Source organism: Flavobacterium sp. HSC-61S13 (assembly GCF_024171535.1).
Taxonomy (GTDB): domain Bacteria; phylum Bacteroidota; class Bacteroidia; order Flavobacteriales; family Flavobacteriaceae; genus Flavobacterium.
Map to the genome: position 1 here is coordinate 1 of NZ_JALJZV010000018.1, position 24,479 is coordinate 24,479.

The window sequence follows — 24,479 nt, forward strand, 5'->3', positions numbered from 1 at the left end:
TGTCTCTCAAAGCGGATGCAAAACTACAACTTCTTTTTTAAATGGCAAGCTTTTTGTTAGAAAAAAATTTCTTTTTATTTACTTGTCAATAATGTGTCAGAGCGTTGTTTCCTTGCGGATGGCAAAGATACAACTTTAATTATTTAAGAAACAAATTTAATTTTTGTAAAATTTTAAAGAGCGAACTCTTTATTCTTGTTTCTTATCTTTTAACTCCGTTTCTCAAAGAACTTCTGCGGTAATGCGAGTGCAAAAGTAGGGCTTTTTACCAGCATTCCTAATCTTTTGTTGTTTTATTTTAGGTATTTCTCACGCTCTTTTCTTAACTGACTAGTATCCGTTGTTTTACCTCTTTTATTATTTCGTGAATCGAAAGTCGGGATTCGGGAGTCGAAGGTTAACGTTTGTGAAAAGTCAATTATTATAGTGATCAGTAAACAGTAATCAGTGACTAGCATCATCGGGAGTCGAAAGCCGGGAGTCAAGTGTTCTCGATTATGAAAAGTTACCTATATATGAGGAGTGAGAAATTTACACTAGCCGACGAATCTCGATTTTAGACTAACGAATCACTAATTAGTAAAGAGTGACTAGAGGGCAGCATGAGTCGAAAGTCGAAAGTCGGGAGTCGAGGGTTTGCGTTTACGAAAAGCCACCTATATAAAAGGAGTAGAAAATTTACAGTAGTTGACGACTCAAGAATTACAATTCACGACCACACTGATTAGTGACAACCGATTACTGATACAATTTTCAATTCACAAGAATCAATACATAACCTATATGCGAAATCCTATAACGAAAAAACCCAATGACACAAATCATTGGGTTTTCACTATAGTATAAAAGTGTACTACATTAAAAAGAAGTCGAAATTCCCACTGTCAGTCCTGCTGCTTCAGAAACCATTCTACAAACTCCTCCTACACATAATAACCCTCCACGTTGACGACCATAACTTGCAGCTATACGAGTCACACCTTTAGTATAACTAACTCCTCCATTATAATAATGAATTTGCTCATCCACTTCGTCATTTCCATAATTATAAATATCCGTAACAAAGAAACCCCAATTTGCATTTGCCGCAAACTCCAAGGTAGCTCCAGCCCAATTCTTCTTATCTGAATCTGCCCAAAGATGTTGCATCTCTAATCGAATTGATTTAGTTCCCGCAAATTGATAAGTAGTTTCTGCACTTACCATATTTGTCTTAACCAAACCATAAGTATCCTCGACCTTTTCTTTATTATAGTATTGGTTTAAATACATAAATATAGAGGACCAATTACTCGACCATTTCTTACGAATCTCTAAGCCTAAATCAGAATAGTACTTATCTCCCATTGCAAAATAATCTGCCTCCAATAATTCATCTTTCGACACATCAGCATCCTTTAACTTCAAACCTGCCCAGTAAGAACCATTAACAATTACACTTGTACCATATTCACCACCGATAGTAGATCCCTTTTTAAAGTTATAGTAAAAATCAAATTGCCCTCCTATTTCACCCAATTTCGGATTTTGATAATAAGAGAAGCCCGGTTGTGCTTGATACACGTAAATGTTCTGTAAAGAATAATCATACTGTTTAGTCAAAGCAGGAACATAATTCCCAACTCCCTTATTATAAATGTTACCAGCGAAATTACGTTCCGAATAAAACGTCATATTCTCCATCCTCCTTAAAGTAACATTCAAACCTAAACCTTCAGCCGAAAAACCAGTATTCACCAACAATGCATTACCGTCTTTTTCTATATTTTCGAAAACTTTATAATTCTCAACTAATGCATCCTTCGCTTTATACACATATTCAGCCCCAAAATAAAAAGCATCTCCTGTATAATCTACACGTCCTGAAAACAAATCTAATGTCTTCGACAGCAAAGGATACAATTCTTTTTGATCTTGGTATCTACCTACATAACTAGCACCAACCTTAAAACCTGACTCTTCATTACCTGTTACTTCCGCCAAATCCACTTCGACATTCGCTCCATATAAATAGGAATCTGATAAATCAAAACCCATCCCGATACGTTGCTTTCCCCCTAGAAAAGTTATGTCCGCACCTGGAGCCATTCTCAATTTTGCACGTGCTCCAAAAATTGCATTATTAATACCAATTTGACGATCTTCCCAAGACCTTAGAACCAAGCCGCTTCCAAACTGCTCATAGAAATGTCCTAAAGTGACATCCACACCCGATTCGGTATTATTATATCTAGCAAAAACAGTCCCCACATCAAATTTTTTGAAATCTGGCGAATAATTTAAAATTGGTTTCGGCGCATACGCCTCTAATTGCGCACCAAGCTCCCAATTTTTATAACTATAATCAAACTTTAAATAGGTATTCGATCTAAATCTCTCCTCAGCATCCACTTCATCAATCTTAACTTTTTTATCATCAATATACCACTGACTATTTGACTCTAACCCTACTCTAATCTGAGAAAATGATTTTACAGACAACAAAAGAACAGTAGTACAAAAAAATATTTTTTTTATCATTAGAATTTACTTTACTAGAGATTTAATTTTAGCATACATTTCCTTTTCAACTCCAGGAGCGTAACTCAAATGTTTGTAAACAATTTTACCCTTGTAAACCACAATCGTAAACGGTACATTAGCAACATTCATAGCCCTTTTTAGCGCTTGATTATCATCCATAAGAATTTCATATTCCCAATTTTTTCCTTTCACTAAAGGCTTAACTCTTTTGCTTGTTTTTGCATCATCAATTGAAACAGCAACTAATTCAACACCGGTTTCTTTTTGCCAATCTGAATATACGTCATTAATAGCATTCAACTCCTTTAAACAAGGTCCACACCAAGTAGCCCAGAAACTTATAATTACAGGATTGTCTTTTTTCGCATAATCCGAAATTAGAACCTTCTTGCCATCCATGTTTTTCAGTTCAATGTTTGGAAGCGTTGTCTGAGCAATTCCTTGCATAGAAAACAACAAAACAAATAACCCTACAATTTTTCTCATAAAAACAAATCTTATATTTTAGATCAACAAATATATTTATTAATTTTTGCTTTAACGTAAATTTATTAAAAAATTAATCTTATTTTTATCGAGCAAAAAAAAATTATAAAATTTATATTATGAAAAACAAACGATTTCTAGGCTTTATAGCATTATTTTTAGCAATGTGCTCAGTAAATACATCGTGCAGCAGTAGCAGTGATGATACACCACCACCACCACCTACACCACCGGTTGTAGTTATTCCAGAACCAGGCGAAGATGACGTAAAACCGACCGCCGATTCGAAATACGAACACAAAGTATTAGTAGAAGATTTTACAGGAACTTGGTGCGGATGGTGCCCAAGAGTTGCACATGCAATCGAAGAATCTGAAAAACTTTATCCTGAAAGCTTCGTTGCGATTGCATTACATAATGGAGACAACATGGAATACAAACCGCAATCCGTTTTAGCAAATGCATTATGGAATAAGTTTTCAATCCCAGCAAACGAAAGAGGATACCCTTTTTGTACTATTAACAGGAAACAAACTTGGACGTATCCAGAGCCAAGTTTCCTAGACGACCCAAAGAAACTAAAACAAGAAAGTTCAAATATCGGAATTAGATTCAGCTCCGTAGTAACCAATACCAATGCATCTGTAGAAGCGAATATCGCTTTTAGTGAAGATATGGAAAACGTTTCTTATGTAGTTTTCATCCTAGAAAGTGGGCTCATCGCTAAGCAAGCTAACTACACAGATTACTACACTGGAAAAGGAAATATAACTAATTTTGTTCACAATCATGTAGTACTAGCTGCTTCTAAGGAAATCAAAGGAGAAGCTATCGCATCAGAAAATTCTAAAAAAGGAAAAATCGCTACTTTCAGCAACCTAGCTTTTACATATAAAGGGAAAGATGCTGCCAACATGAGTGTAGCTGTAGCTGTTTTTAATGCAGCAGGAGATTGTATTAACGTGCAAATCGCACCAGCCAATACAACTAGAGGCTACAAATTAGCTAAGTAACCAACTACTAATTCCATTAGTAAACACAAGAGGCCTACTAGATAAAATATCCAGTAGGCCTCTTTTTATTTTTATAATGTCCTAACTAAAAACTTATGTATAAATAATTGCACTAAGTTTTACTTTTTAAATATCAAAAAGTAAGTACTCTACTATTAAAATCTAAATTGCGCTTAATTAAGTAAGGATTATTGCATGAACCATAAATAAGAATAAACCTTTCTAATCAAAAGCTTCCAATCACATACACCATTGGCTATTCTTTAAGAAGCCACAGAAAGAGATACAATACCACGTTTGAATTACATACAATATCAAGAAGTATTCGCAACAAGATATTTTCATAACGAGAAATACCTACAAAAAAAAAGCTAGACTCTCGTCTAGCTTTCTTATTTTGCTCCCCCTCTTGGGCTCGAACCAAGGACCCTCTGATTAACAGTCAGATGCTCTAACCAACTGAGCTAAGGAGGAAGGTGTGTTACCTTTATTGCGATGCAAATATAGAACGAATTTTCAGAAAACACAAATGGTTTTCTGAAAATTTCGTACTTTTTTATTTACTTAAATATAGCCTTGTAAATATCGTTACCGTTGGCAAACAACAACAAACCGATAAGTATAAAGAAGCCAACCATTTGTGCATTCTCCATAAACTTATCGCTGGGTTTACGACCCGTAATAATTTCATATAATAAAAACATAACATGACCTCCATCTAGTGCCGGAATTGGCAATAAATTCATTACTCCAAGCATAATTGACAAAACAGCAGTAATACTCCAAAATGCTTCCCAGCTCCAAAAACTTGGAAAAATATCAAAAATAGCTTTAAAGCCACCGACTCCCTTATAGGCTCCAGTTTCAGGAGAAGCAATCATTTTCAACTGCTTTCCATAATCCACCAATTTCTCTTTTCCTTTATTTAGTCCAATTGGAATGGATTCTAAAAGTCCATATTGTTCTTTATTAAATTCATATAGTCCCAACTGTTCAAGATTAGCATAGGTTAATCCTCCAGCAAAAACCATGTTCAATTTCCCTTCTTCATTTACTTTTACCGTCAAATCTTTGTTTTCACCATTTCTCAAAACCGTAGCTGCTACGGTCTCACCTTTGTGTTGATCTAATACACTCTGAACTTGATCTGCAAATTCAATGGGTTGCCCCGCAATCGAAGTCACCTGATCTTTGAGTTCAAAAACCTTAGCATTTTCACTATCCGCCGGCGCTCCTGCAATAATAAAAGGAATTCTAAGAGCTACTAAGCCCTGAGTTTTGTTTTGCATAATTTGATCGATAAAATCAACAGGAAACCTTACCGTTTTCTGCTGACCATCTCTTTCAACAAGCACCTCTTTTCCCATCAACAGTTTCCCGTTGATTTCATTATAAGTTTCAATCTTCTTACCGTCAACGGCAACAATCTTATCTCCAGTTTGTACTCCTGCTTTTTCCAAGGCAGGTGAAACTACCCAAACTCCTTTCTTGATATTCTCGTTCTTAATAAACAACTCTCCATAGTAGTAAGTCATTCCGATATATATAACGAACGCTAAGATAAAATTTACTGTAACCCCTCCTAACATGATGATCAATCGTTGCCATGCCGGTTTGGAACGAAATTCCCATGGCTGTGGCTCCTGTTTCATCTGATCGCTATCCATGCTCTCATCAATCATGCCCGATATTTTCACGTAGCCACCTAAGGGTAACCAACCAATACCATAGACTGTGTCACCAATCTTTTTCTTAAACAAAGAAAACTTTACATCAAAAAACAAGTAGAATTTCTCTACTCTTGTTTTAAATATTTTAGCGGGAATAAAATGTCCCAATTCATGCAATACAATTAAAAGAGATAAGCTCAATAAGAATTGAGAAAGCTTAATTACTATTTCCATTTTCAGTTTTTAAATTCGATAATATTCTGACAAAAGTAAAATATTAGTTTTACTAATTGCACTTATTTTAAATTACACTACAGTTTTATAATAGATTTATGAAAAAAGCCTGTGTTAGTAGCTATTTCCAACACATACTTCCCTTTGGATAAATGAGCTATTGAGAATTGCTTTTCCCTAAAGGTACCTACTAAAGCCCCTTTATCATCAAAAAGGTCGACTTTAGTCAATACCTGCTCATTACTCATATCGATGTTGATCTCTGTAAAAGTCGGGTTTGGGTAAACAGAAATTTGTTCATTTTTAACTGGCAGACTTTCCACAGACAAAGTACCTGTATTGCTAGTTGTAATGATATTTCTATTGGGATCTATCTCTATGGACTGTATTGGAAAATCAACTTCGACCTCGAAGCTCTGGCTCGGTTGCGTGTTTTGCAGTACAATTACCTTTGTAGCCCCTTTAGTACCAACTAATTTGATCTCTAAAGGCATCTCAAAAAAATCAACCGTACTCGATGATGTCGTTTGTTTTACTGTTAAAGTAACCTTTTTGCCTACTTGTTCAGCGACTACATCGTATATAGGATAACCTTCACCATAAATCCATTGATCAAAAAAAGCGGTTAAATTTTTTCCTGAAGCCGTTTCTAGATGTGCCTTGATATCCGGTGTATAAGCGTGTTTATAGGCTAAATTAGCATCACTTAGATATGTTTTTACTCCCGCAAAAAACGCCTGATCACCCAAAATATAACGCAACATATGTACCACCATAGCTCCCTTATTGTAGGTAATTCTACTGCTGAATATCCGATCTGAATTTAAGGCTTGAATAGGCGTAAGATATAGATTACCCCCATTCTGAGAAGTCACACTATTGACCAAGTTTTGCTTCCACATTTGAAACTGATTTTCGCCTTGTATATTTTGAACCACGAGTCCTGCCGCATACTCAGAAAACCCTTCATTAAGCCAAATATCCTGCCACGTACCACAGGTCACTTTATTACCAAACCATTGATGTGCCAATTCATGAGCGATCAAACCCTGAGTAAACGCGCCCATAAACGAGACCGTACTATGCTCCATACCTCCACCCCAGCCAAACTGAGCATGCCCATATTTTTCATCAGCATAGGGATAGGTCCCAAACCACGATTCAAACAAATTCATAATCGGCACGGTTTGTTGCAACTGCGGCACCACACTAGTATAGTATTCAGGATAAATGTAATTGACAATCGGAAACTGATGCGGAGCAGTTCCTGCACTCTGTAGATAGACCTGATAATTAGTGACCGCGATGGCTACCAGATAAGCTGGAATTGGATATCCGTGGTGAAAGTGGGTCGTAGCTGTTCCATCGTTATTGCTAATTTGGCTTATTTCTAAACCGTTGGCTACAGATTTATAAACCGCTGGTGCAGTGATGTAAACATCAATTTTATCCACTTTATCCGCTAAGTCTTGCTTGCACGGCCACCAATCACTAGCGCCAAAGGGTTGCGAAAGTGTCCATAATATCGGTGTTCCAAAATGCACACTGGTTGTAAAGGCTTCTTGATTTTTCGGAGGAGCCCCTTCGTAAGTGATGATGACACTCCTCTCTTGACCAACACCTAAAGAAGACTTTAACTGAATAACCAATTCGTCCGACTGATTCTGTGTAAAGGTTAAAAGGTTACTCCCTTCTTTCACTGATGCCACTTTTAAATCTTTTGACAGATCGAACACAACCGTAGTCATCGGTTGCAAGGCTTTAAATTTTGCTTCAACCACTCCTTTTATATAATATTTTTCCGGATCCACTTTGAGATCGAGCTTTTGATAGAGGATGTCGTAATTCTGTGTATTTGGATTTGCTTTAAATTCCAATATCGCTTGCGCACTCTTTTGTTCTCTAAGAATCAGCTGTGCCCGTTCATCAGCGTCGGTCTGTTGTGCCGAGACCAGAATAGAAAACAAACAGGTAAAAAGGAAAGTAATTTTTTTCATAAAACGGTGATTTGAAATAAAAATAGTAAAAGAAGATATTTTTCAATTCGTCATAATAGCTATAAAGAAACGCAATTTGCAACGAAAATCAGTCAATTTTAAAAAAAACCAATAGGTTAATTCGAAGTAAGGGCATTAATGCTCGCTGATTAGAAAAGTATTTTCTAAATTTGCTGACATTAACTAATTTATTTAATCATGTTACAGATAGCTTATATCAGAGAAAATCAAGAACAGGTCGTAAAAGCTTTGGCTAAGCGAAATCTTGATGTTGCCGATTTGGTGAACGAAGTGGTCGGTTTAGACGAAAAACGCCGCAGCACACAAGTGGAATTAGACACCGTATTAGCAGAATCGAATAAACTATCGAAAAGCATTGGTGAGTTAATGAAAGGTGGTGAAAAGGCTAAGGTAGAGATCTTAAAACAAAAGACCGCTCAATATAAAGAACAGAGTAAAGAGTTGACAGAGGTTTTAAGTGTAACTACAGAACAATTGCAACAGAAGTTATACTTACTTCCGAACCTTCCTCATGAAACTGTTCCTGAAGGAAAGGGCGCTGATGATAACATCAACATATTCGAAAAAGGAGAGATCCCAACCTTACATGAGGGCGCTGTTCCACATTGGGAATTGGCTAAAAAATACGATATTATTGATTTTGAACTGGGTGTCAAAATCACCGGAGCTGGTTTCCCTGTTTATAAAGGTAAAGGAGCCAAGTTACAACGGGCCTTAATCTCTTATTTTCTAGATAAAAACACGGACGCTGGATACCGCGAATATCAAGTTCCTCATTTAATTAATGAGGCTTCTGGGGTTGGAACGGGACAATTACCAGACAAAGAAGGCCAGATGTATCATGCAGGAGTTGATGATTTATACTTAATTCCAACGGCTGAAGTTCCTGTAACGAATATGTTTAGGGACGTGATCCTTCAAGAGAGCGAACTACCGATACGTTGCACAGCATACACCCCTTGTTTTAGAAGAGAAGCGGGTTCTTATGGAGCGCACGTAAGAGGGCTCAACCGTTTACATCAATTTGACAAGGTAGAATTAGTACGTATCGAACATCCTGATAATTCTTACCAAGCCTTAGAAGGCATGGTAGAACATATAAAAGAAATTCTAGACGAATTAAAACTTCCCTACCGTATTTTAAGATTATGCGGAGGTGATATGGGCTTTACATCAGCCTTGACCTATGATTTTGAAGTTTTCTCTACTGCTCAAGACCGTTGGTTAGAGATCAGTTCTGTATCGAATTTTGAAACCTTTCAATCCAATCGTTTAAAATTGAGATTTAGAGATCAAGACGGTAAAAACCATTTGGCTCATACGCTCAATGGAAGTTCTTTGGCATTACCTCGTGTATTAGCAGGGATACTAGAAAATTATCAAACCGCAGATGGAATTGTGATTCCAGAAGTGTTACGTCGATACACCGGTTTCGACCTGATTGACTAAGATAAAAATAAACCAAAGCATCATTTTTTTATCAATGATGCTTTGGTCTTTATAAATACGAGTGCATTTTTGTGGGGATGACCTATTTCGATAGGTTCACTTATATATTCGCCATACTCTCGCATACTCGATAATACTTTTCCTTATGATTGTATACAATCTGACAATAAACATCCACGAAAGCGTTCATGATCAATGGATACATTGGATGCAAACCAAACACATTACGGATATCTTAGCTACGGGCAAATTTGAATCTGCACGCTTGGTCAAGGTTCTTGTAAACGAAGAAATGGGTGGAGTAACCTATTCGGTTCAATTTACCAGTAAAGACAAAGAAACCTTAGACCGCTTTTACTTAGAAGATGCAGCGAAATTAGAACAGGAAGCGCAAAGCTTATACGGCGATAAAATGTTGACGTTCAAAACCGAATTAGAGATTATTAGTGAACATTAAATTCCTCACATTATGGACAAAGTAAGAGCCAAGAAACATTTAGGCCAGCATTTTTTGATTGACGAGAGCATTGCAAAACAAATTGCTGACACCTTACGTCTAGAAGGATATAATAAAATATTAGAGATCGGTCCAGGAATGGGAATGTTGACTAAATATTTACTAGACAAACCCGTCGAAACCTTTGTAGTGGAAATCGACAGAGACTCTGTAGTGTTTTTGAACACGCATTATCCCAAACTTCACAATCATATTTTTAGTGAAGATTTTTTGCGTTTTGACATTACCTCTGCTATGAATCAGGAACAGTTTGCCATCATCGGAAATTTTCCATATAATATATCAACTCAAATTGTATTTAAAACCCTGGAGTTGCGTGCATTTATACCGGAGTTTTCGGGTATGTTTCAAAAAGAAGTTGCACAGCGTATTTGCGAGAAAAAGGGCACTAAGGCTTATGGTATACTTTCTGTATTAACTCAAGCTTTCTATGAAACAGAATATTTATTTACGGTTTCAGAAACGGTCTTCAGTCCACCTCCAAAAGTGAAGTCAGGAGTATTGAGAATGAAAAGGAAAGAGAACTACAGCTTGCCGTGTGACGAAAAACGCTTTTTTACCGTAGTAAAAACTGCTTTTAACCAACGTAGAAAGACGCTGAGAAACAGCTTAAAATCGTTAAATCTTTCAGAGGAATTACGTGCTGACGAAATTTTCAATCTACGACCAGAGCAACTTGATGTAGAACAATTTATATACCTTACCCAGAAAATAACTGCCGATGGAATTTAAAATCAGTAAAGAATCTATCCAGGAAATTGAAAATTTAATTTCCGAAGGAAGAGAACAGGAACTTTTAGATCAGCTAAAAGAGATCCACTATGCTGATATTGCCGAAATCATGAACGAGCTTTCTCAGGAAAGTGCTAGTTATATCTTTAATATTTTAGATAGCGAAGTCACTTCTGAGATTCTTTTAGAGCTTGATGAGGAAGTTCGTGAAAAGATTTTAAGCAACCTTTCTGCAAAAGAAATTGCGGAAGAGTTAGATGAACTTGATACGGATGATGCAGTAGATATTATCTCTGAGTTATCCGCAGACAAAAAACAAGAGGTTATCTCTGAGTTGGAAGACTTAGAGCACGCGAAAGATATTGTCGATTTACTTCGATATGACGAGGATACTGCAGGTGGATTAATGGGTAAGGAGTTGGTATCAGTCAATGAAAACTGGTCGGTTTTAACATGCGTAAAAGAAATGCGCAAACAAGCGGAACACGTATCGCGAGTACATTCTATTTACGTCGTTGATGATGAAAACCGGTTAAAAGGGCGACTTTCTTTAAAAGATTTGTTGACAACCTCCACCACCAGTCATATCAGTGATGTATATATACCTAAAGTCGATTCGGTAAATGTTAACACCAAAGATGTTGAAGTAGCCCGTATTATGCAGAAATACGATTTGGAAGCGATTCCTGTCGTTGATGAAATGGGTCGTTTGTTAGGTAGAATTACGATTGATGACGTTTTAGACGTGATCAAAGAAGAGGCTGATAAAGATTATCAGTTGGCTGCGGGTATTTCTCAAGACGTGGAAGCCAATGACAGTATACTGGTATTGACCCGAGCGCGCATTCCTTGGTTAATTTTAGCAATGATCGGCGGTTTTGTGGCTGTCAATGTCACCAGAAGTTTTGAAGGTGCTATGGAAAAGTTTCGAATTTTATTCTTTTTCACCCCCCTAATTGCCGCTATGGCAGGTAACGTCGGTGTTCAATCGTCAGCGATTATCGTCCAAGGATTAGCCAACAATACGATCACCGGATCAATTTGGAGGCGTCTACTAAAAGAAGTTACCTTGAGTTTGTTTAATGGTTTTTTACTCGCCATACTTCTAATGCTCGGTAGCCACTTTTTACTAAATGTTGATTATATTATCGGAATAACCGTATCAATCGCCTTGATTAGCGTAATCGTAATCGCTAGTTTAATTGGCACTTTTGTTCCCATACTTTTAAATAAATACGGTATAGATCCGGCCTTGGCCACAGGTCCATTTATTACGACTAGCAATGATATTTTTGGTATTTTGATTTACTTTTCAATTGCAAAAGTAATTCTGGGTTTCTAATATTGTTAGACCGATCAATTGAAGCAATCCATTAGTTCTAAATTTAAGTTTTATGAGTACACTGCGCAATTCCAAGATTCTACACCTTGACAGCAATCATCCTTTGATGATGGAACAACTGGATCAAGCTGGATTTATCAATGATTATGACTATGTTTCCTCGAAACAAGTCATTGAAATGAAAATGGAAGACTATGATGGAATTGTAATCAGAAGTCGTTTTAAAATCGATAAAACTTTTATTGATGCTTCACCGCGCTTACGCTTTATTGCCCGTGTAGGTGCAGGACTTGAAAACATCGATTGTGAATACGCCTTATCAAAAAACATCTCCTTAATTGCAGCACCAGAAGGCAACAGTTCGGCCGTTGGCGAGCACGCCATGGGAATGTTGTTGTCTTTAATGAACAAACTATCGCTCGTAGACCAGGAAGTGCGTAACGGTCACTGGATCCGCGAAGCGAATAGAGGTCTAGAGATTGAAGGTAAGACCGTAGGCATTATTGGATATGGGCATATGGGTAAGTCTTTTGCACAACGTTTAAAAGGCTTTAATTGCAAGGTAATCTGTTACGACATCAAAGAAGCTGTTGGTGACGAAAACGCCACACAAGTTACTTTAGAAGAACTACAACGCGAAATCGATATTCTTAGTTTGCACATTCCAGAAACCCCCCTTACCATCAACCTCATCGATGAAAAATTCCTTGCTGCTTTAGCGAAACCAATCTTTCTGATCAATACGGCAAGAGGTAAATCTGTTAACACAGCAGATCTTGTGCAGGCCATGGAATCTAATAAAGTTTTAGGAGCGGGTTTAGACGTACTGGAATATGAAAAATCTTCTTTTGAAAACCTTTTTCAAGAAGCCTTTCTACCGGAACCTTTACAATACCTTATTCAGTCCAATCGCGTGATGCTATCCCCTCATATTGCAGGATGGACCATCGAAAGTAAAGAAAAACTAGCTCAGATAATTACCGACAAAATCATTGCTTTACCCGCTAATTTTTTACCGCTTTAATGATTCTTCGACTATTATAACAGTAACTTAATTCGAACCTAGTTTATTTCGAGTTCTATTAAAAAAAGAAAGGGAGAATACTAAAATGGTATTCTCCCTTTCTTTTTTTTCTTAGTATTCGTTTTTATCTAATAATTTCCGTTCCAGTTCGGCCTGAAATTCTTCCATCACTGGCTTCACCGTACTCTCAGGTAAATCGGCAATTCGGATATACATCAATCCATCAACGGCATTATTGAAGAGCGGATCCACATTAAAAGCTACAACTCGAGCATTTTGTTTGATATATTTTTTGATTAATACCGGTAATCTCAAGTTCCCTGGCTCCACATCATCAATGATACGATCAAATTTATTCAAATCCGCTTCCGTTTCATTGAATACAAAATCCTTATCTGCATCTTTCAATTTAACCTTATATTCCATTTTCGGTGAAATATATTGCGCTACATACGGATCGTAATAATGAGATTTCATAAACTCAATCATCAGCGATTTTGAAAAGTCTGAAAACTGATTACTAATACTCACACCACCAATTAGATATTTGTGATCTGGATAACGTAAAGTGGTATGTACTATTCCCTTCCACAATAAGAATAGCGGCATGGGTTTCTGTTGATATTCTTTAATAATGAAAGCTCGCCCCATCTCAATGGATTTTGACATCATTTCGTGCAGTTCCGATTCAAAACGGAAGAGCTCATGAAGGTAGAATCCCGATATGCCATGTTTTGGAAAAATCTCTGATCCCAACCCCATTCTATAAGCACCTGCAATTTGCTGGGCTTGTTCATCCCATAGAAACATATGGTGATAATACAAATCATATTTATCGAGATCTAAAGAATTATTCGTTCCCTCTCCTACTTCTCTAAAAGTAATTTCTCGTAGACGGCCTAATTCATGTAGAATCTGTGGAATTTTATCTGCGGTAACCAAAAACACTTCATAGTTTTTGCTTTGCAACAATCGGCAATCATCCTTTCTTAATACTTCAATTTCTTTCAGTATACTATCTTGTCTGACAGGATTAGCAATTTCTTTCGGTGTTTTAGGTAATTTGAATGACGAAACATTTAATAATTTCATCGTATCGTTTTTATAGGCGTTAGCCAACAAATACGTTTTATGTCTTAAAAAATTACCATAGTCAGCAATTTCTTTGTGTTCATTTTGTTCGGCAACCGTTATGGGTTTTCCGATTCTAACTTTGATAACACGATCCTTCTGTGTTAAAAGCTCCGAAGGTAATTTGGCTGTTCTTAGCGTTGGGTTAATTTTCGAAAGAAAATAGAATAACCTGCTGTTTTTAGCATGAAAATAAATGGGTACCACCGGAACATTGGCTTTTTTGATAAGCTTTATCGCTCCTTCCTCCCACGGTTTATCAACTAATAAACGATCGTCTTTATACGTAGAAACTTCTCCTGCAGGAAACATTCCCAGAGGTTTACCCTCACTTAAATGTTTTAAAGTTTCTTTGACTCCCAACATACTAGACTTTGCCTCCTTATGGTTTTCAAACGGATTGACTGGCATTACAAAGGGTTTTAAAGGCTCAATTCGCTCCAATAAAAAATTTGCAATGATCTTAAAATCAGGATCACGCTCTAACATTAACTTCAATAATAATATCCCATCAATCCCACCTAGAGGATGATTCGATATAGTAATATAAGGCCCTTCTTTTGGAAGCCTCTTTAATTCTTCAGGATTAATTTCGAATTCAATCTTAAACTCATCTAAAATGGCATTTAAAAAAGCAACATCAGACAAATGTTTATTTCTATCATAGATATCATTTAACGTTGATATTTTAAGCACTTTCATCAATAACCAACCTGAAAAAGTACCTAAAAAACCATATTTATCAACCTTTATTACTTTTGCAACTTCCTTCGCTGTAACTAGCCCCATCCATTATATTATTAATCCAAGCAAATATACTAATTCTTTGTTTAAGCATTTTTGTTTTAAAAAACTAAAGTAGTAATTTATCTAAAATCCTTTCACATAATTTTTAAAACTACATTAATATTGTCAAAAAAGCTAATATAGGAAACAACTGTGTTTTTTTTTCTATTTTTGATGGAATAAAAAATTTTAAAATGAAGATCATTTCTTACAACGTAAATGGGATCCGTGCGGCCATTACTAAAGGATTTTTAGATTGGTTACAAGCGGCTGATCCAGATGTTATCTGTTTACAAGAAATCAAAGCCATGGAGTCACAGATTCCTACAGAAGATATCACTGCCGCAGGCTACCCTTATCAATACTATTACCCTGCTCAAAAGAAGGGATATAGTGGAGTGGCTATTTTATGCAAAACCGAACCTAAAAACGTCGTTTATGGCACGGGTATTGAGTATATGGACTTTGAAGGTAGAAATCTTCGAGTAGATTACGACGGTCTTTCCATCATGTCTTTGTACTTGCCATCGGGAACCAACATAGATCGATTGGGCCATAAGTTTCAATTTATGGATGATTTTCAAATCTATATTTCCCAATTGGTTCAAGACATTCCCAACTTGCTTATCTGTGGTGATTACAACATTTGTCATGAGGCTATTGACATCCATGATCCGATTCGCAATGCAAAAGTTTCAGGCTTTCTTCCCGAAGAACGCTTGTGGTTGGATACTTTTATGAAAAATGGTTTTGTAGATAGTTTTAGAATGTTTAATAAAGACCCGCATCATTACAGTTGGTGGAGTTACAGAGCGAATGCCCGTAACAACAATAAAGGATGGAGGATCGATTACCACTTAGTTACAAAACCGCTAAGCGAACGCGTCACAAGAGCGTGTATATTACCCGAAGCAAAACATTCAGACCATTGTCCGATATTAATAGAGATTGAATCTTAAAAAATTCGAAAAAATATGATTAAAAAAATAGCCTTAGGCCTACTTAGCGTTTCCCTATTGAGTTCTTGTGTATCGAGAAGACTGTACAATGAACTCAATGGTCAATACGAAACGGCTGTTCAAGAAAATGATCGGTTATCCGATGAATTAGAAACCTTAAGCGGCGATCGTTCTACTTTAGAAAAAGAACGCGAGAAACTACAAGCGCAATTAGCCCAGCTTGAAGAAGAACGCAATCAACTCAATGCTGAAATCAGCGCTGCTCAAGGAACCTTGAGTACCCTCACCAATTCCTATTCTTCTTTAGAAAAAAGCAGTGCAGAAGCCTTGAAAGCAGAAGCCGAGCGTTTAAATAAATTAAAATCAGAATTACAAGAACGTTCTAACAGAGTTGCTGAACTCGAAGGAAAGATAGCGGCTCAGGAATCACATATGAAAGGCCTGAAAGATAAATTGTCAAGAGCTTTAAATAATTTTGAAGGCAAAGGCTTAACCATCGAACATAAAAACGGAAAGGTTTATGTTTCTATGGAAAACAAATTACTCTTCAAGTCTGGCAGCTGGGCAGTAAACCCCGAAGGTAAGAATGCTGTGGATGCCTTAGGCAAAGTATTGGCTGACAATCCAGATATATCCGTATTGATTGAAGGACATACCGACAATGATAAGATTTTGGGATCCCTAGGCGGAGGAATAGAAAACAATTGGGACTTATCCACCAAACGCGCTACATCCATTGTCAATTTACTTGCAGAGAATAACAAAATTGACAAGAAAAACTTGACTGCTGCCGGTCGGAGCGAATATGCCCCATTAGCCAGCAATAGTACTACCGAAGGAAAATCAAAGAACAGACGAATCGAAGTGATTTTATCACCGAAATTAGATGAGATCTCCAAGATGTTAAACGACTTATAATCTACCCCAATTCATATAGAGTGGAAAAGACCTTCTTTTTCACTCTTTTTTTATACACCTAAAAACACCGACTATGAGCCAAAAAACACCGACAACCTTACCTATAGAAATCATTGACTCCGAAGCTATAAATTCCATTTACGAAGGAACTTTCAACTTGTTCAATTCATTGGGTTTCGATAACTATTACACCCACATGATCACAGCAGTGGCCTTGTTAGTCGCTGTATCTCTAGTATTGTATATTACGGACTATGTCATTCGCAATATTTTGCTGAAATTGGTCAAAACCTATATACTTAAAAGCAAAACCAATATCGATGATATTTTGGTTCACAATAAAGTCTTTGACTATTTTACACATATCATCCCGCTGATCCTAGCTAAAATATTGTTTCCGATTATTTTTCTCGGTTTTCCGAACCTAACATCATTTACCCTAAAGACAACAGATATCTTTTTAGTGGTAGCGATTATATTGCTTATTCGCTCGCTAGTCAAAAGTAGTCGAGATTTTGCAAGGACGATGAAATCGATGGAGGACAAACCTCTAGACAGTTATTTCCAAGTAGTCAGTATCTTTCTATACTTTGTAGCTGGTATCATTATCTTTTCGATGTTAACGGGCAAATCACCCTGGGCATTTCTAGTTTCATTAGGAGCGGCCTCTGCTATCCTCATGTTGGTATTTAAAGATACCATTATGGGATTTGTTGCGAGTATACAAGTTTCATCCAACGATATGGTCCGCGTTGGAGACTGGATTGAAATGAGCAAATTCGGAGCAGACGGAACCGTTACTCAGATCAATTTGAATACGGTAAAGGTTCAGAATTTTGATAAAACCATCACCACTATTCCGACCCACTTGCTGATTAGCGATTCATTTAAAAACTATAGAGGGATGCAAGTTTCCGGTGGACGACGAATAAAGCGATCCATCAATGTAAAAATATCCTCCATTCGCTTTTTAGAACCTGAGGAGATCGAAGAACTAAAGAAGATTCAAATTCTCGCTCCGTATATCGAGCAACGAACCGCCGAAATCGAACAATACAACAAAGAAACTCATGCAGACCCTTCTATGCCTGTAAACGGACGTAAAATAACCAATGTAGGCCTATTTAGGGCTTACATCACGCGCTATGCCGAACGAAATCCGGGTATACACAAGGAAATGACCTTGATGGTACGTCAACTTCATCCTACCGAGCACGGCTTACCCATAGAATTGTATATGTTTACCAATGATATTGTTTGGACCAACTATGAGATGATCATGTCAGATATGTTTGATCACCTGTTAGCTTCCATCAAATTCTTTAAATTAGAAGTATTTGAATTACCTGCTTCTGACGATTTGAGAAGTTTAAAATCGTAGTTCGATACTTTATAAATGCATCCTAAAAATGGATACCAGTAAGCTCCAATACAAATTAAGAAAGACCGCCTCGTTTAACAGGCGGTCTTTTTTTTGCAATTATAGTTGAAACTTCCAACGCCATTCGATAAGCAAAATACAGCAACTTTCTAATTCCCTCCAATCAAATTTTTCCGTAAATGCTTTCGTTTGAAATGGGTTTGCCTCAGGTTTTTATCCCCTGTTATAATACTGATATTACCGTCTATTTCCAGCATAGCTAATTTCACTTCCTTAAAATATTCCACACCGTGTTCATGCATAGCTTCGGTTAATTCATCGGATGTAATCCCCAATTTCGTAGCCATTGCAAAGTCAACCTTACCGTCGTGAATCAAAATTTCGGGTTTCTGCTGTAAAAAATTGCGCAGTTTATCACTTTTGAACATCCACTTTTTTAAACCGTAATTAACCACAAACAACACTGAAGCTGCTACCAATCCTCCACTCAGACTGGAATCACTGCCGACCATAGCATTTTGAACCGAGTTACTGATTAATAAGATTAAAATTACATCAGCGGTATTCAGTTGCGACAATTCTTTCTTTCCAAAAATCCGCAGTGCGATAATCATAAAAAAATAAACCGTTGCACTACGCAAAACGATCTCCAGATAAGCATTCATAATCAATTGTATTTGTATCTAATATAATAAAAAAACCAGAGCGCTTGGCTCTGGTTTTTAATCACTTTTAATTATTTATGCTAAAATCCCATAATGGACTTGTCTTTATTGGAACGGATTTGATATCCAAATCTAATTTTCTTGGTTTCGTTGGGTTTTAATTTAAGAGTCCAAGTCAATAAACCTTTTTCATTGTCAACGGTTGCCCCGTCTTTATCCGTCAGTTCTATCTCAATTTCTTTATTAGAGCTAATCGGAAATTGATCCTCAACTTTGATCTCAACACTCTCTTGTTTATTGTTGCGCACCGTAATTTCATAAACAAAATTCTGTGTTTTCTTAGAAGACAAGGTTTTTGTTCCCGATTTGTCCGCAATTAAAACTCGGGTTAAACCAATTTTAGTATCCTTACCTAAGTTTAACTTCAACTCCTCCTCGGTGTTTTCGGTATTGAGTTGCGTTTTACCCACATGCATACCGTCAAAAATCACGTTGGCCTCCCCCGGTAATAAATTAAAACTTCCATAATCCTTAATGGTTGCAACTAAATAAGCATTCAGATCCATTTTAGGAGCACTGTAATACAAATAAGTTGCAGGCAATTCAAAATTCTTTAAATCGACACTATGTCTTTTACCGTTCGTCAATACCGTATATGGAATATCGATATCAAAAGTAACGTTGAGTTGACTGATATTAACCTGAGTATATTCTGCTATCGTTTGTCGATCAGCATAGGATACTTCTTCTAGCACTGGAGGACTTGGCTTATAGGACTCCGAGTCACGAGAAACCGAACCGGCCATCGCTCTTTTACTGGTCGAATACCCCATAGTCACTACTTCATTGGCGCTATATTCTGGAACATAATCTACAAACCACGTATTCCATACTGGCGTACTGTTGTTTTGATTGACTACTCCAGAAGTTAGGCTTAATCTCACATTTCTCCAATCGACACCAGACGTTTGAACCACTTGCGCTTTATACATCACTTTGATCGGCTGATTGATCTTGTCAATTCGAAGGTCGTAAAAAGGTACCCATTGAGCATTATTGGTTACATAATTCACCTGGAAAGGCGTATTCGCTGCTTTGTTACTCATCACTTGAAGAATCAGCTTTCCATTGCTCGTTTTTTCTGATTTATCAACGCCAAAACTCAATTTGGATTTCAGGTTATTCCACTGAAGCTCTATTTTCTCCTTTTCCTTCTTTTTCTTATAAATACCGTTTTCCAATTCTTGGCGTTTGGATTTGTAGTAATCTACCCATTTGGACATTTCTACTGTAGAAAATTCCTTTTTAGGCTCTCCATAAGCGCTATTGTCCAACAATTGCACGGTTCTTAAATCGGCATTGATTTCATTTTTCATCATTTCCAACTTAACCTCAAGGTTAGCAATACTATCTCGTAAGGGCTTTGTTAAGGGCGAATTCTGAGCATTGTCGTATTCCTCCAAATATGCATTGGAAAACTGCACCGACATGACCGTAACATCAGCTGTAGACCCCACCTGTATCGTGTTCTCATTAAGCGCATTGGCGACATTTGTAATCACTACTTCTGACATACCCTTAGGCAAATTGACTACAGCATTTTGCGTTAATTCAGCACCGTTGTAATAAACCCGTGCAGATTCTAATTTTGCTTGTGTAAACAAAGCTTTTTGCGCCCAACTCGATGACGAAAATACCGTCAGAGCCATAAGGGCAATTAATTTTTTCATATCGTAATTCATTTTAATGATACTTTTTTCAGTTGGATTTAGGGTCTTTAGACAACCCATCCCTACAAAGATACCTTTAGAGTTTCAAGTCATTTCATTCCGCACTAGTCTACAAAATTACACTCGTAAGTCAAGACACGTTATGACCAATTATCCAATACCTTGCCAATTATCCAAAAAGATATTCCACGACATCTTCAATCTTCGATACCAAAATGATTTTTATGCCTGTTCCCTTATAGGAAATCTTGTTGTATTTAGAGACAAACATCGAGGTAAACCCTAATTTCTCCGCTTCCTGAATGCGTTGATCGACCCGATTAATCGGGCGAATTTCTCCAGACAATCCAACTTCACCAGCAAAACAAAACTCTTTTGGCACTGCTATATCTTCATTCGACGATAATATCGCTGCAACTACAGCTAAATCAATAGCCGGGTCGTCGACAGAGATTCCGCCGGTAATATTTAAGAAAACATCTTTGGCTCCCAAACGAAAACCGGCTCTTTTTTCTAAAACAGCCAAAATCATATTGAGTCGCTTTAGGTTGTATCCCGTAGCACTGCGCTGTGGTGTTCCATATACCGCTGTACTAACCAAGGCCTGAATCTCTACCATCAAGGTACGCATGCCCTCTAAGGTTGCAGAAATTGCCGTTCCCGACAACTCCTCTTCTTTATGAGAAATCAATATTTCGGAAGGATTGGACACTTCACGTAAGCCATTTCCCTGCATTTCATAGATTCCCAGTTCAGCAGTAGATCCAAAACGATTTTTTAACGATCGTAAAATTCGATAAACGTGATTGCGATCGCCTTCAAATTGAAGTACCGTATCAACCATATGTTCCAAAATTTTTGGACCAGCAATATTTCCATCTTTAGTGATGTGCCCGATGATAATCACGGGTGTATTGGTTTCTTTGGCAAATTTTATAAGCTCAGCCGTAGTTTCCTTAATCTGAGAAATACTACCTGCCGAGGATTCGATATAATCCGTATGTAAGGTTTGTATGGAGTCGATAATCAAGACATCGGGTTCGATGGCTTCGATTTGACGAAAAATATTCTGAGTATTGGTTTCGGTTAAAATATAACAGTTTTCACTGCTTGGATTAATCCTTTCAGCGCGCATTTTGATTTGCTTCTGACTTTCTTCACCGGAAACATATAAGGTTTTGTAAGGTAGTTTTAATGATATTTGCAGCAGTAGTGTGCTTTTTCCAATTCCGGGTTCTCCTCCAAGTAGAATCATGGATCCCGGCACGATTCCACCGCCCAATACGCGATTTAGTTCGCCGTCCAAAGTATTCATCCGAATTTCCTCTGTACTGTCAATTTCTTTGACGCGCAGCGGTTTTGAAACTCGTTTGGTACCTGTACTTGAACTCGCTACTGCCCAAGCTGTTTTTTCTTCTTTCTGAACCACCTCTTCTATCAAGGTATTCCACTCTTTACAAGAAGGGCATTGTCCCATCCATTTCGGTGATTGTGCCCCACAACTCTGACAGAAAAATGCCGTTTTTACCTTTGCCATACTTTTTACTTTAATAGGGTAAAAGTACGATTATTTGCCGATTCGCGAATTCGTTTATTCGCTTCGGATTCAACTGAAGATTTTAAGTGGTATTTAAATCCGTAGGGAACTACTGATCGCTGATTACTAAACCCGAGTAACTTTCTTATAAATAAGCGGTAAGAACAAAAAGGATAGAGCTCCCAAAACAACGACTAAAGCCGTTTGTGAAGTCCACAATATCCAACCGAAAGCCGTTCCAGCAGTTTGAGGGATATGATAAAAAACCAACAATTCAGAAACGATTAGTGGGAATGCTCCAAAACCACCGTTGGTAAAAGTCACAGCAAAACTACCCGCTACGAAGGATGACAATACCATTCCTGCCGTCATGTGACTGGTTTCTGCTAAAGCGAGAACTCCAAAATAGAAAGTTAGGATATACGTGATCCAAATGACCAAAGTATGAAACAGGAAAGCGCCTCTTTTTGGCAATTTATAGATGCTGGTTACGCCTTCAATTAGACCGGCTATTTTAGCTTTTATCAGCAAAATAAATTTCCATGTTGAATAACGAAACAAAGCGATAAGTCCCAGCAGAAAAAACAAACCAATAAGCCCTAAGATCACGAGTTTTTCAACAGGGATTTTTTCAAGCAGAAATTGTTTTAGAATTTCATATTGAAAAACCAATGCGAGGAATACACACAACAATAGGCAAATCAAATCGATAACCCGCTCGGAAATAATGGTACCAAATCCCTTGTCAAACGGTACTTTTTCATATTTCTGCAAGATTAAGGCTCTCGAAAACTCCCCAGAACGGGGTAAGGTCAGATTCAGTAGATAGCCGATGGAGATGGCCATGAAATTGGTGGTAAACTTGGATTTATAACCGAGATACTCCAAAGCAAAATTCCAGCGATAAGCCCTAGAAGCCAAGCTGATTATAGAAAAAACAGAAGAGAGGATTATATAATTATAATTGGCATTTTTAAAATAGCCTTTCATCTCTTCTATTTGATCTGGACTAAACTTATTATAAGCGTAATACACCAAAAAAGCGCCCAAAAAAAGAGGCAGTACAATATTGGCTATTTTACCTATTTTTAGTTTAGACATATTACGTTAGCGTATTGTCCTTTTCATTAGGAAAAACGATAGAAGGTTTAAATGTTTTTGCTTCTTCAGCATCTATGATACCGTAAGCGATAATAATGATTACATCACCTTGATGTACTTTACGAGCCGCAGGCCCGTTAAGGGTAATCTCCCCACTATTACGAGGTCCCGGAATCGCGTAAGTCTCAAAGCGTTCCCCATTATTGATATTAACAATGGCTACTTTTTCACCTTCAACGATATTGGAAGCTTCCAATAGCGCCTCATCGATGGTGATACTGCCAATATAGTGCAGATCAGCCCCAGTTACCGTAACACGATGAATTTTAGATTTTACAACTTCTATTTGCATCAGACAATATTAATTAATTTAAAGATATGTTATCTATCAAGCGAACTCCTTCCAAATGAGCAACAAGAAACCCTCGATATTTGTGACCCGCTTCTTTTTCTGTGACAGATTTTAAAGTTGCTTCGTCAGCTATAGTAAAATATTCGAGGTCAAAGTTAGGATTATTTTTAAATTCACTCTCAACAAATTGTTGAACTTTAACGGGATTTTCCGAATCGAATCTTTTTTTAGCCTCTAATAATACTTGATACAAATAAGTCGCTTGCTCTAATCCTTGGGCTGATAGCCTTTCATTACGGGAACTCATGGCCAAACCAGACAATTCGCGATGAATAGAAACCCCGACAACTTTAACATTTAATCCGGTTTTTTCAACCATTTTTTTCACAATCTGCAATTGTTGGAAGTCTTTTTCACCAAAATAAGCCTGATTTGGACGAATAATTTCAAAGAGCTTCTTAACTACGGTACCTACACCATCAAAATGCCCTGGGCGCTGCGCACCCTCCATTTCAAACTCTAAACCATCATAAGAAAACGATTCCGAAACGGTATTATTCTGATAAATCTCCGTTACGGAAGGAGCAAAAATGACAATTTGATCGGAAAGCGACTCAATAGTTTTTACATCGCGCTCTAGATTACGGGGGTATTTCTCCAAGTCTTCTGCGTTGTTAAACTGCGTTGGATTTACAAAGATACTGACTACCGTACAATCGTTGTCCAGCAGCGATTTCTCAAGCAGAGATAGGTGTCCGTCGTGTATTGCACCCATGGTTGGCACCAAGCCAATGGTTTTGTTTTGGTCTCTAAACGCTTTTAAATGACGCTCTAAACTCGTTTTTGTGGTATAAATAAACATCTCATTTAGATTTAAAATGACTGCAAAATTAGTTAATTACCAAATAACT

At 37.2% G+C, this 24,479-nt stretch carries 20 protein-coding genes and 1 tRNA gene; 9 read left to right on the plus strand and 12 right to left on the minus strand.

Going from position 1 to position 24,479, the window contains the following annotated elements; all coding sequences use genetic code 11:
* Window positions 1–858 precede the first annotated feature (858 nt).
* Window positions 859–2,520: a DUF6029 family protein gene (locus L1275_RS14265; protein ID WP_253474785.1), complete on the minus strand. Its 1,662-nt coding sequence runs from the start codon at window positions 2,518–2,520 to the stop codon at window positions 859–861.
* Between the two features lie 6 nt (window positions 2,521–2,526).
* Window positions 2,527–3,009 carry a TlpA disulfide reductase family protein gene (locus L1275_RS14270; RefSeq protein WP_253474788.1) on the minus strand — a complete coding sequence of 161 codons (483 nt, stop codon included), beginning with the start codon at window positions 3,007–3,009 and terminating at the stop codon, window positions 2,527–2,529.
* A gap of 119 nt (window positions 3,010–3,128) precedes the next feature.
* Between L1275_RS14270 and L1275_RS14275 the strand changes: the two genes are divergently transcribed.
* Complete coding sequence (locus L1275_RS14275) at window positions 3,129–4,022, plus strand: Omp28-related outer membrane protein (RefSeq protein WP_253474791.1); 894 nt, start codon at window positions 3,129–3,131, stop codon at window positions 4,020–4,022.
* Between the two features lie 400 nt (window positions 4,023–4,422).
* Here the strand turns inward: L1275_RS14275 and L1275_RS14280 are convergent.
* The 3 genes from L1275_RS14280 to L1275_RS14290 form a co-directional block, all read right to left on the minus strand.
* A tRNA-Asn gene (locus tag L1275_RS14280) sits at window positions 4,423–4,496 on the minus strand.
* Between the two features lie 86 nt (window positions 4,497–4,582).
* Window positions 4,583–5,926, minus strand: coding sequence for an RIP metalloprotease RseP (gene rseP / locus L1275_RS14285; protein WP_253474794.1), 1,344 nt, complete (start codon window positions 5,924–5,926; stop codon window positions 4,583–4,585).
* A gap of 77 nt (window positions 5,927–6,003) precedes the next feature.
* Complete coding sequence (locus tag L1275_RS14290) at window positions 6,004–7,923, minus strand: M1 family aminopeptidase (RefSeq protein WP_253474797.1); 1,920 nt, start codon at window positions 7,921–7,923, stop codon at window positions 6,004–6,006.
* Between the two features lie 198 nt (window positions 7,924–8,121).
* Here L1275_RS14290 and serS point away from each other — a divergent pair, with 198 nt between their 5' ends.
* From serS to L1275_RS14315, 5 genes are all read left to right on the plus strand, one after another.
* Window positions 8,122–9,393, plus strand: a complete 1,272-nt coding sequence (gene serS, locus L1275_RS14295; RefSeq protein WP_253474800.1) for a serine--tRNA ligase — start codon at window positions 8,122–8,124, stop codon at window positions 9,391–9,393.
* Between the two features lie 145 nt (window positions 9,394–9,538).
* Window positions 9,539–9,850, plus strand: coding sequence for a DUF4286 family protein (locus L1275_RS14300; RefSeq protein ID WP_253474803.1), 312 nt, complete (start codon window positions 9,539–9,541; stop codon window positions 9,848–9,850).
* Between the two features lie 12 nt (window positions 9,851–9,862).
* Window positions 9,863–10,642, plus strand: a complete 780-nt coding sequence (gene rsmA, locus L1275_RS14305) for a 16S rRNA (adenine(1518)-N(6)/adenine(1519)-N(6))-dimethyltransferase RsmA (RefSeq protein ID WP_253474823.1) — start codon at window positions 9,863–9,865, stop codon at window positions 10,640–10,642.
* A complete protein-coding gene (gene mgtE / locus L1275_RS14310; protein ID WP_253474827.1) occupies window positions 10,632–11,984 on the plus strand; it encodes a magnesium transporter in 1,353 nt (450 codons plus the stop codon). The genes rsmA and mgtE overlap by 11 nt, the downstream gene beginning before the upstream one ends.
* Window positions 11,985–12,036: 52 nt before the next feature.
* The gene (locus L1275_RS14315) at window positions 12,037–13,008 is read left to right on the plus strand and encodes a 2-hydroxyacid dehydrogenase (RefSeq protein ID WP_253474831.1); all 972 of its coding nucleotides are present in this window, start codon (window positions 12,037–12,039) and stop codon (window positions 13,006–13,008) included.
* Window positions 13,009–13,119: 111 nt separating this feature from the next.
* Here the strand turns inward: L1275_RS14315 and L1275_RS14320 are convergent, their stop codons facing one another.
* Complete coding sequence (locus tag L1275_RS14320) at window positions 13,120–14,928, minus strand: GNAT family N-acyltransferase (RefSeq protein WP_253474833.1); 1,809 nt, start codon at window positions 14,926–14,928, stop codon at window positions 13,120–13,122.
* Between the two features lie 191 nt (window positions 14,929–15,119).
* On the opposite strand from L1275_RS14320, the gene L1275_RS14325 reads away from it, so the two are divergent.
* The 3 genes from L1275_RS14325 (at window position 15,120) to L1275_RS14335 (ending at window position 18,183) form a co-directional block, all read left to right on the plus strand.
* Entirely contained in the window at window positions 15,120–15,884 is a 765-nt protein-coding gene (locus L1275_RS14325; protein WP_253474836.1) for an exodeoxyribonuclease III, read from the plus strand.
* A 15-nt stretch (window positions 15,885–15,899) separates the two neighbouring features.
* Window positions 15,900–16,802, plus strand: a complete 903-nt coding sequence (locus L1275_RS14330; protein ID WP_253474838.1) for an OmpA family protein — start codon at window positions 15,900–15,902, stop codon at window positions 16,800–16,802.
* A 73-nt stretch (window positions 16,803–16,875) separates the two neighbouring features.
* Entirely contained in the window at window positions 16,876–18,183 is a 1,308-nt protein-coding gene (locus L1275_RS14335) for a mechanosensitive ion channel family protein (RefSeq protein ID WP_253474840.1), read from the plus strand.
* Between the two features lie 149 nt (window positions 18,184–18,332).
* On the opposite strand, the gene L1275_RS14340 is transcribed toward L1275_RS14335, so the two are convergent.
* The 6 genes from L1275_RS14340 to panC all read right to left on the minus strand — a co-directional run bounded on the left by L1275_RS14340 (window position 18,333) and on the right by panC (window position 24,430).
* Complete coding sequence (locus L1275_RS14340) at window positions 18,333–18,848, minus strand: DUF421 domain-containing protein (RefSeq protein WP_253474842.1); 516 nt, start codon at window positions 18,846–18,848, stop codon at window positions 18,333–18,335.
* 80 nt (window positions 18,849–18,928) lie between these two features.
* Complete coding sequence (locus L1275_RS14345; protein WP_253474844.1) at window positions 18,929–20,578, minus strand: DUF4139 domain-containing protein; 1,650 nt, start codon at window positions 20,576–20,578, stop codon at window positions 18,929–18,931.
* A gap of 169 nt (window positions 20,579–20,747) precedes the next feature.
* Window positions 20,748–22,115 (minus strand): DNA repair protein RadA, encoded by a 1,368-nt coding sequence (gene radA / locus L1275_RS14350; RefSeq protein ID WP_253474846.1) that lies wholly within the window; start codon window positions 22,113–22,115, stop codon window positions 20,748–20,750.
* Between the two features lie 126 nt (window positions 22,116–22,241).
* On the minus strand, window positions 22,242–23,216 hold the full coding sequence (locus L1275_RS14355) for a lysylphosphatidylglycerol synthase transmembrane domain-containing protein (protein ID WP_253474848.1): 975 nt from the start codon (window positions 23,214–23,216) through the stop codon (window positions 22,242–22,244).
* Between the two features lies 1 nt (window position 23,217).
* Window positions 23,218–23,568, minus strand: a complete 351-nt coding sequence (panD, locus tag L1275_RS14360) for an aspartate 1-decarboxylase (RefSeq protein ID WP_253474850.1) — start codon at window positions 23,566–23,568, stop codon at window positions 23,218–23,220.
* Between the two features lie 13 nt (window positions 23,569–23,581).
* Window positions 23,582–24,430 (minus strand): pantoate--beta-alanine ligase, encoded by an 849-nt coding sequence (gene panC, locus L1275_RS14365; RefSeq protein WP_253474852.1) that lies wholly within the window; start codon window positions 24,428–24,430, stop codon window positions 23,582–23,584.
* Window positions 24,431–24,479 lie beyond the last annotated feature (49 nt).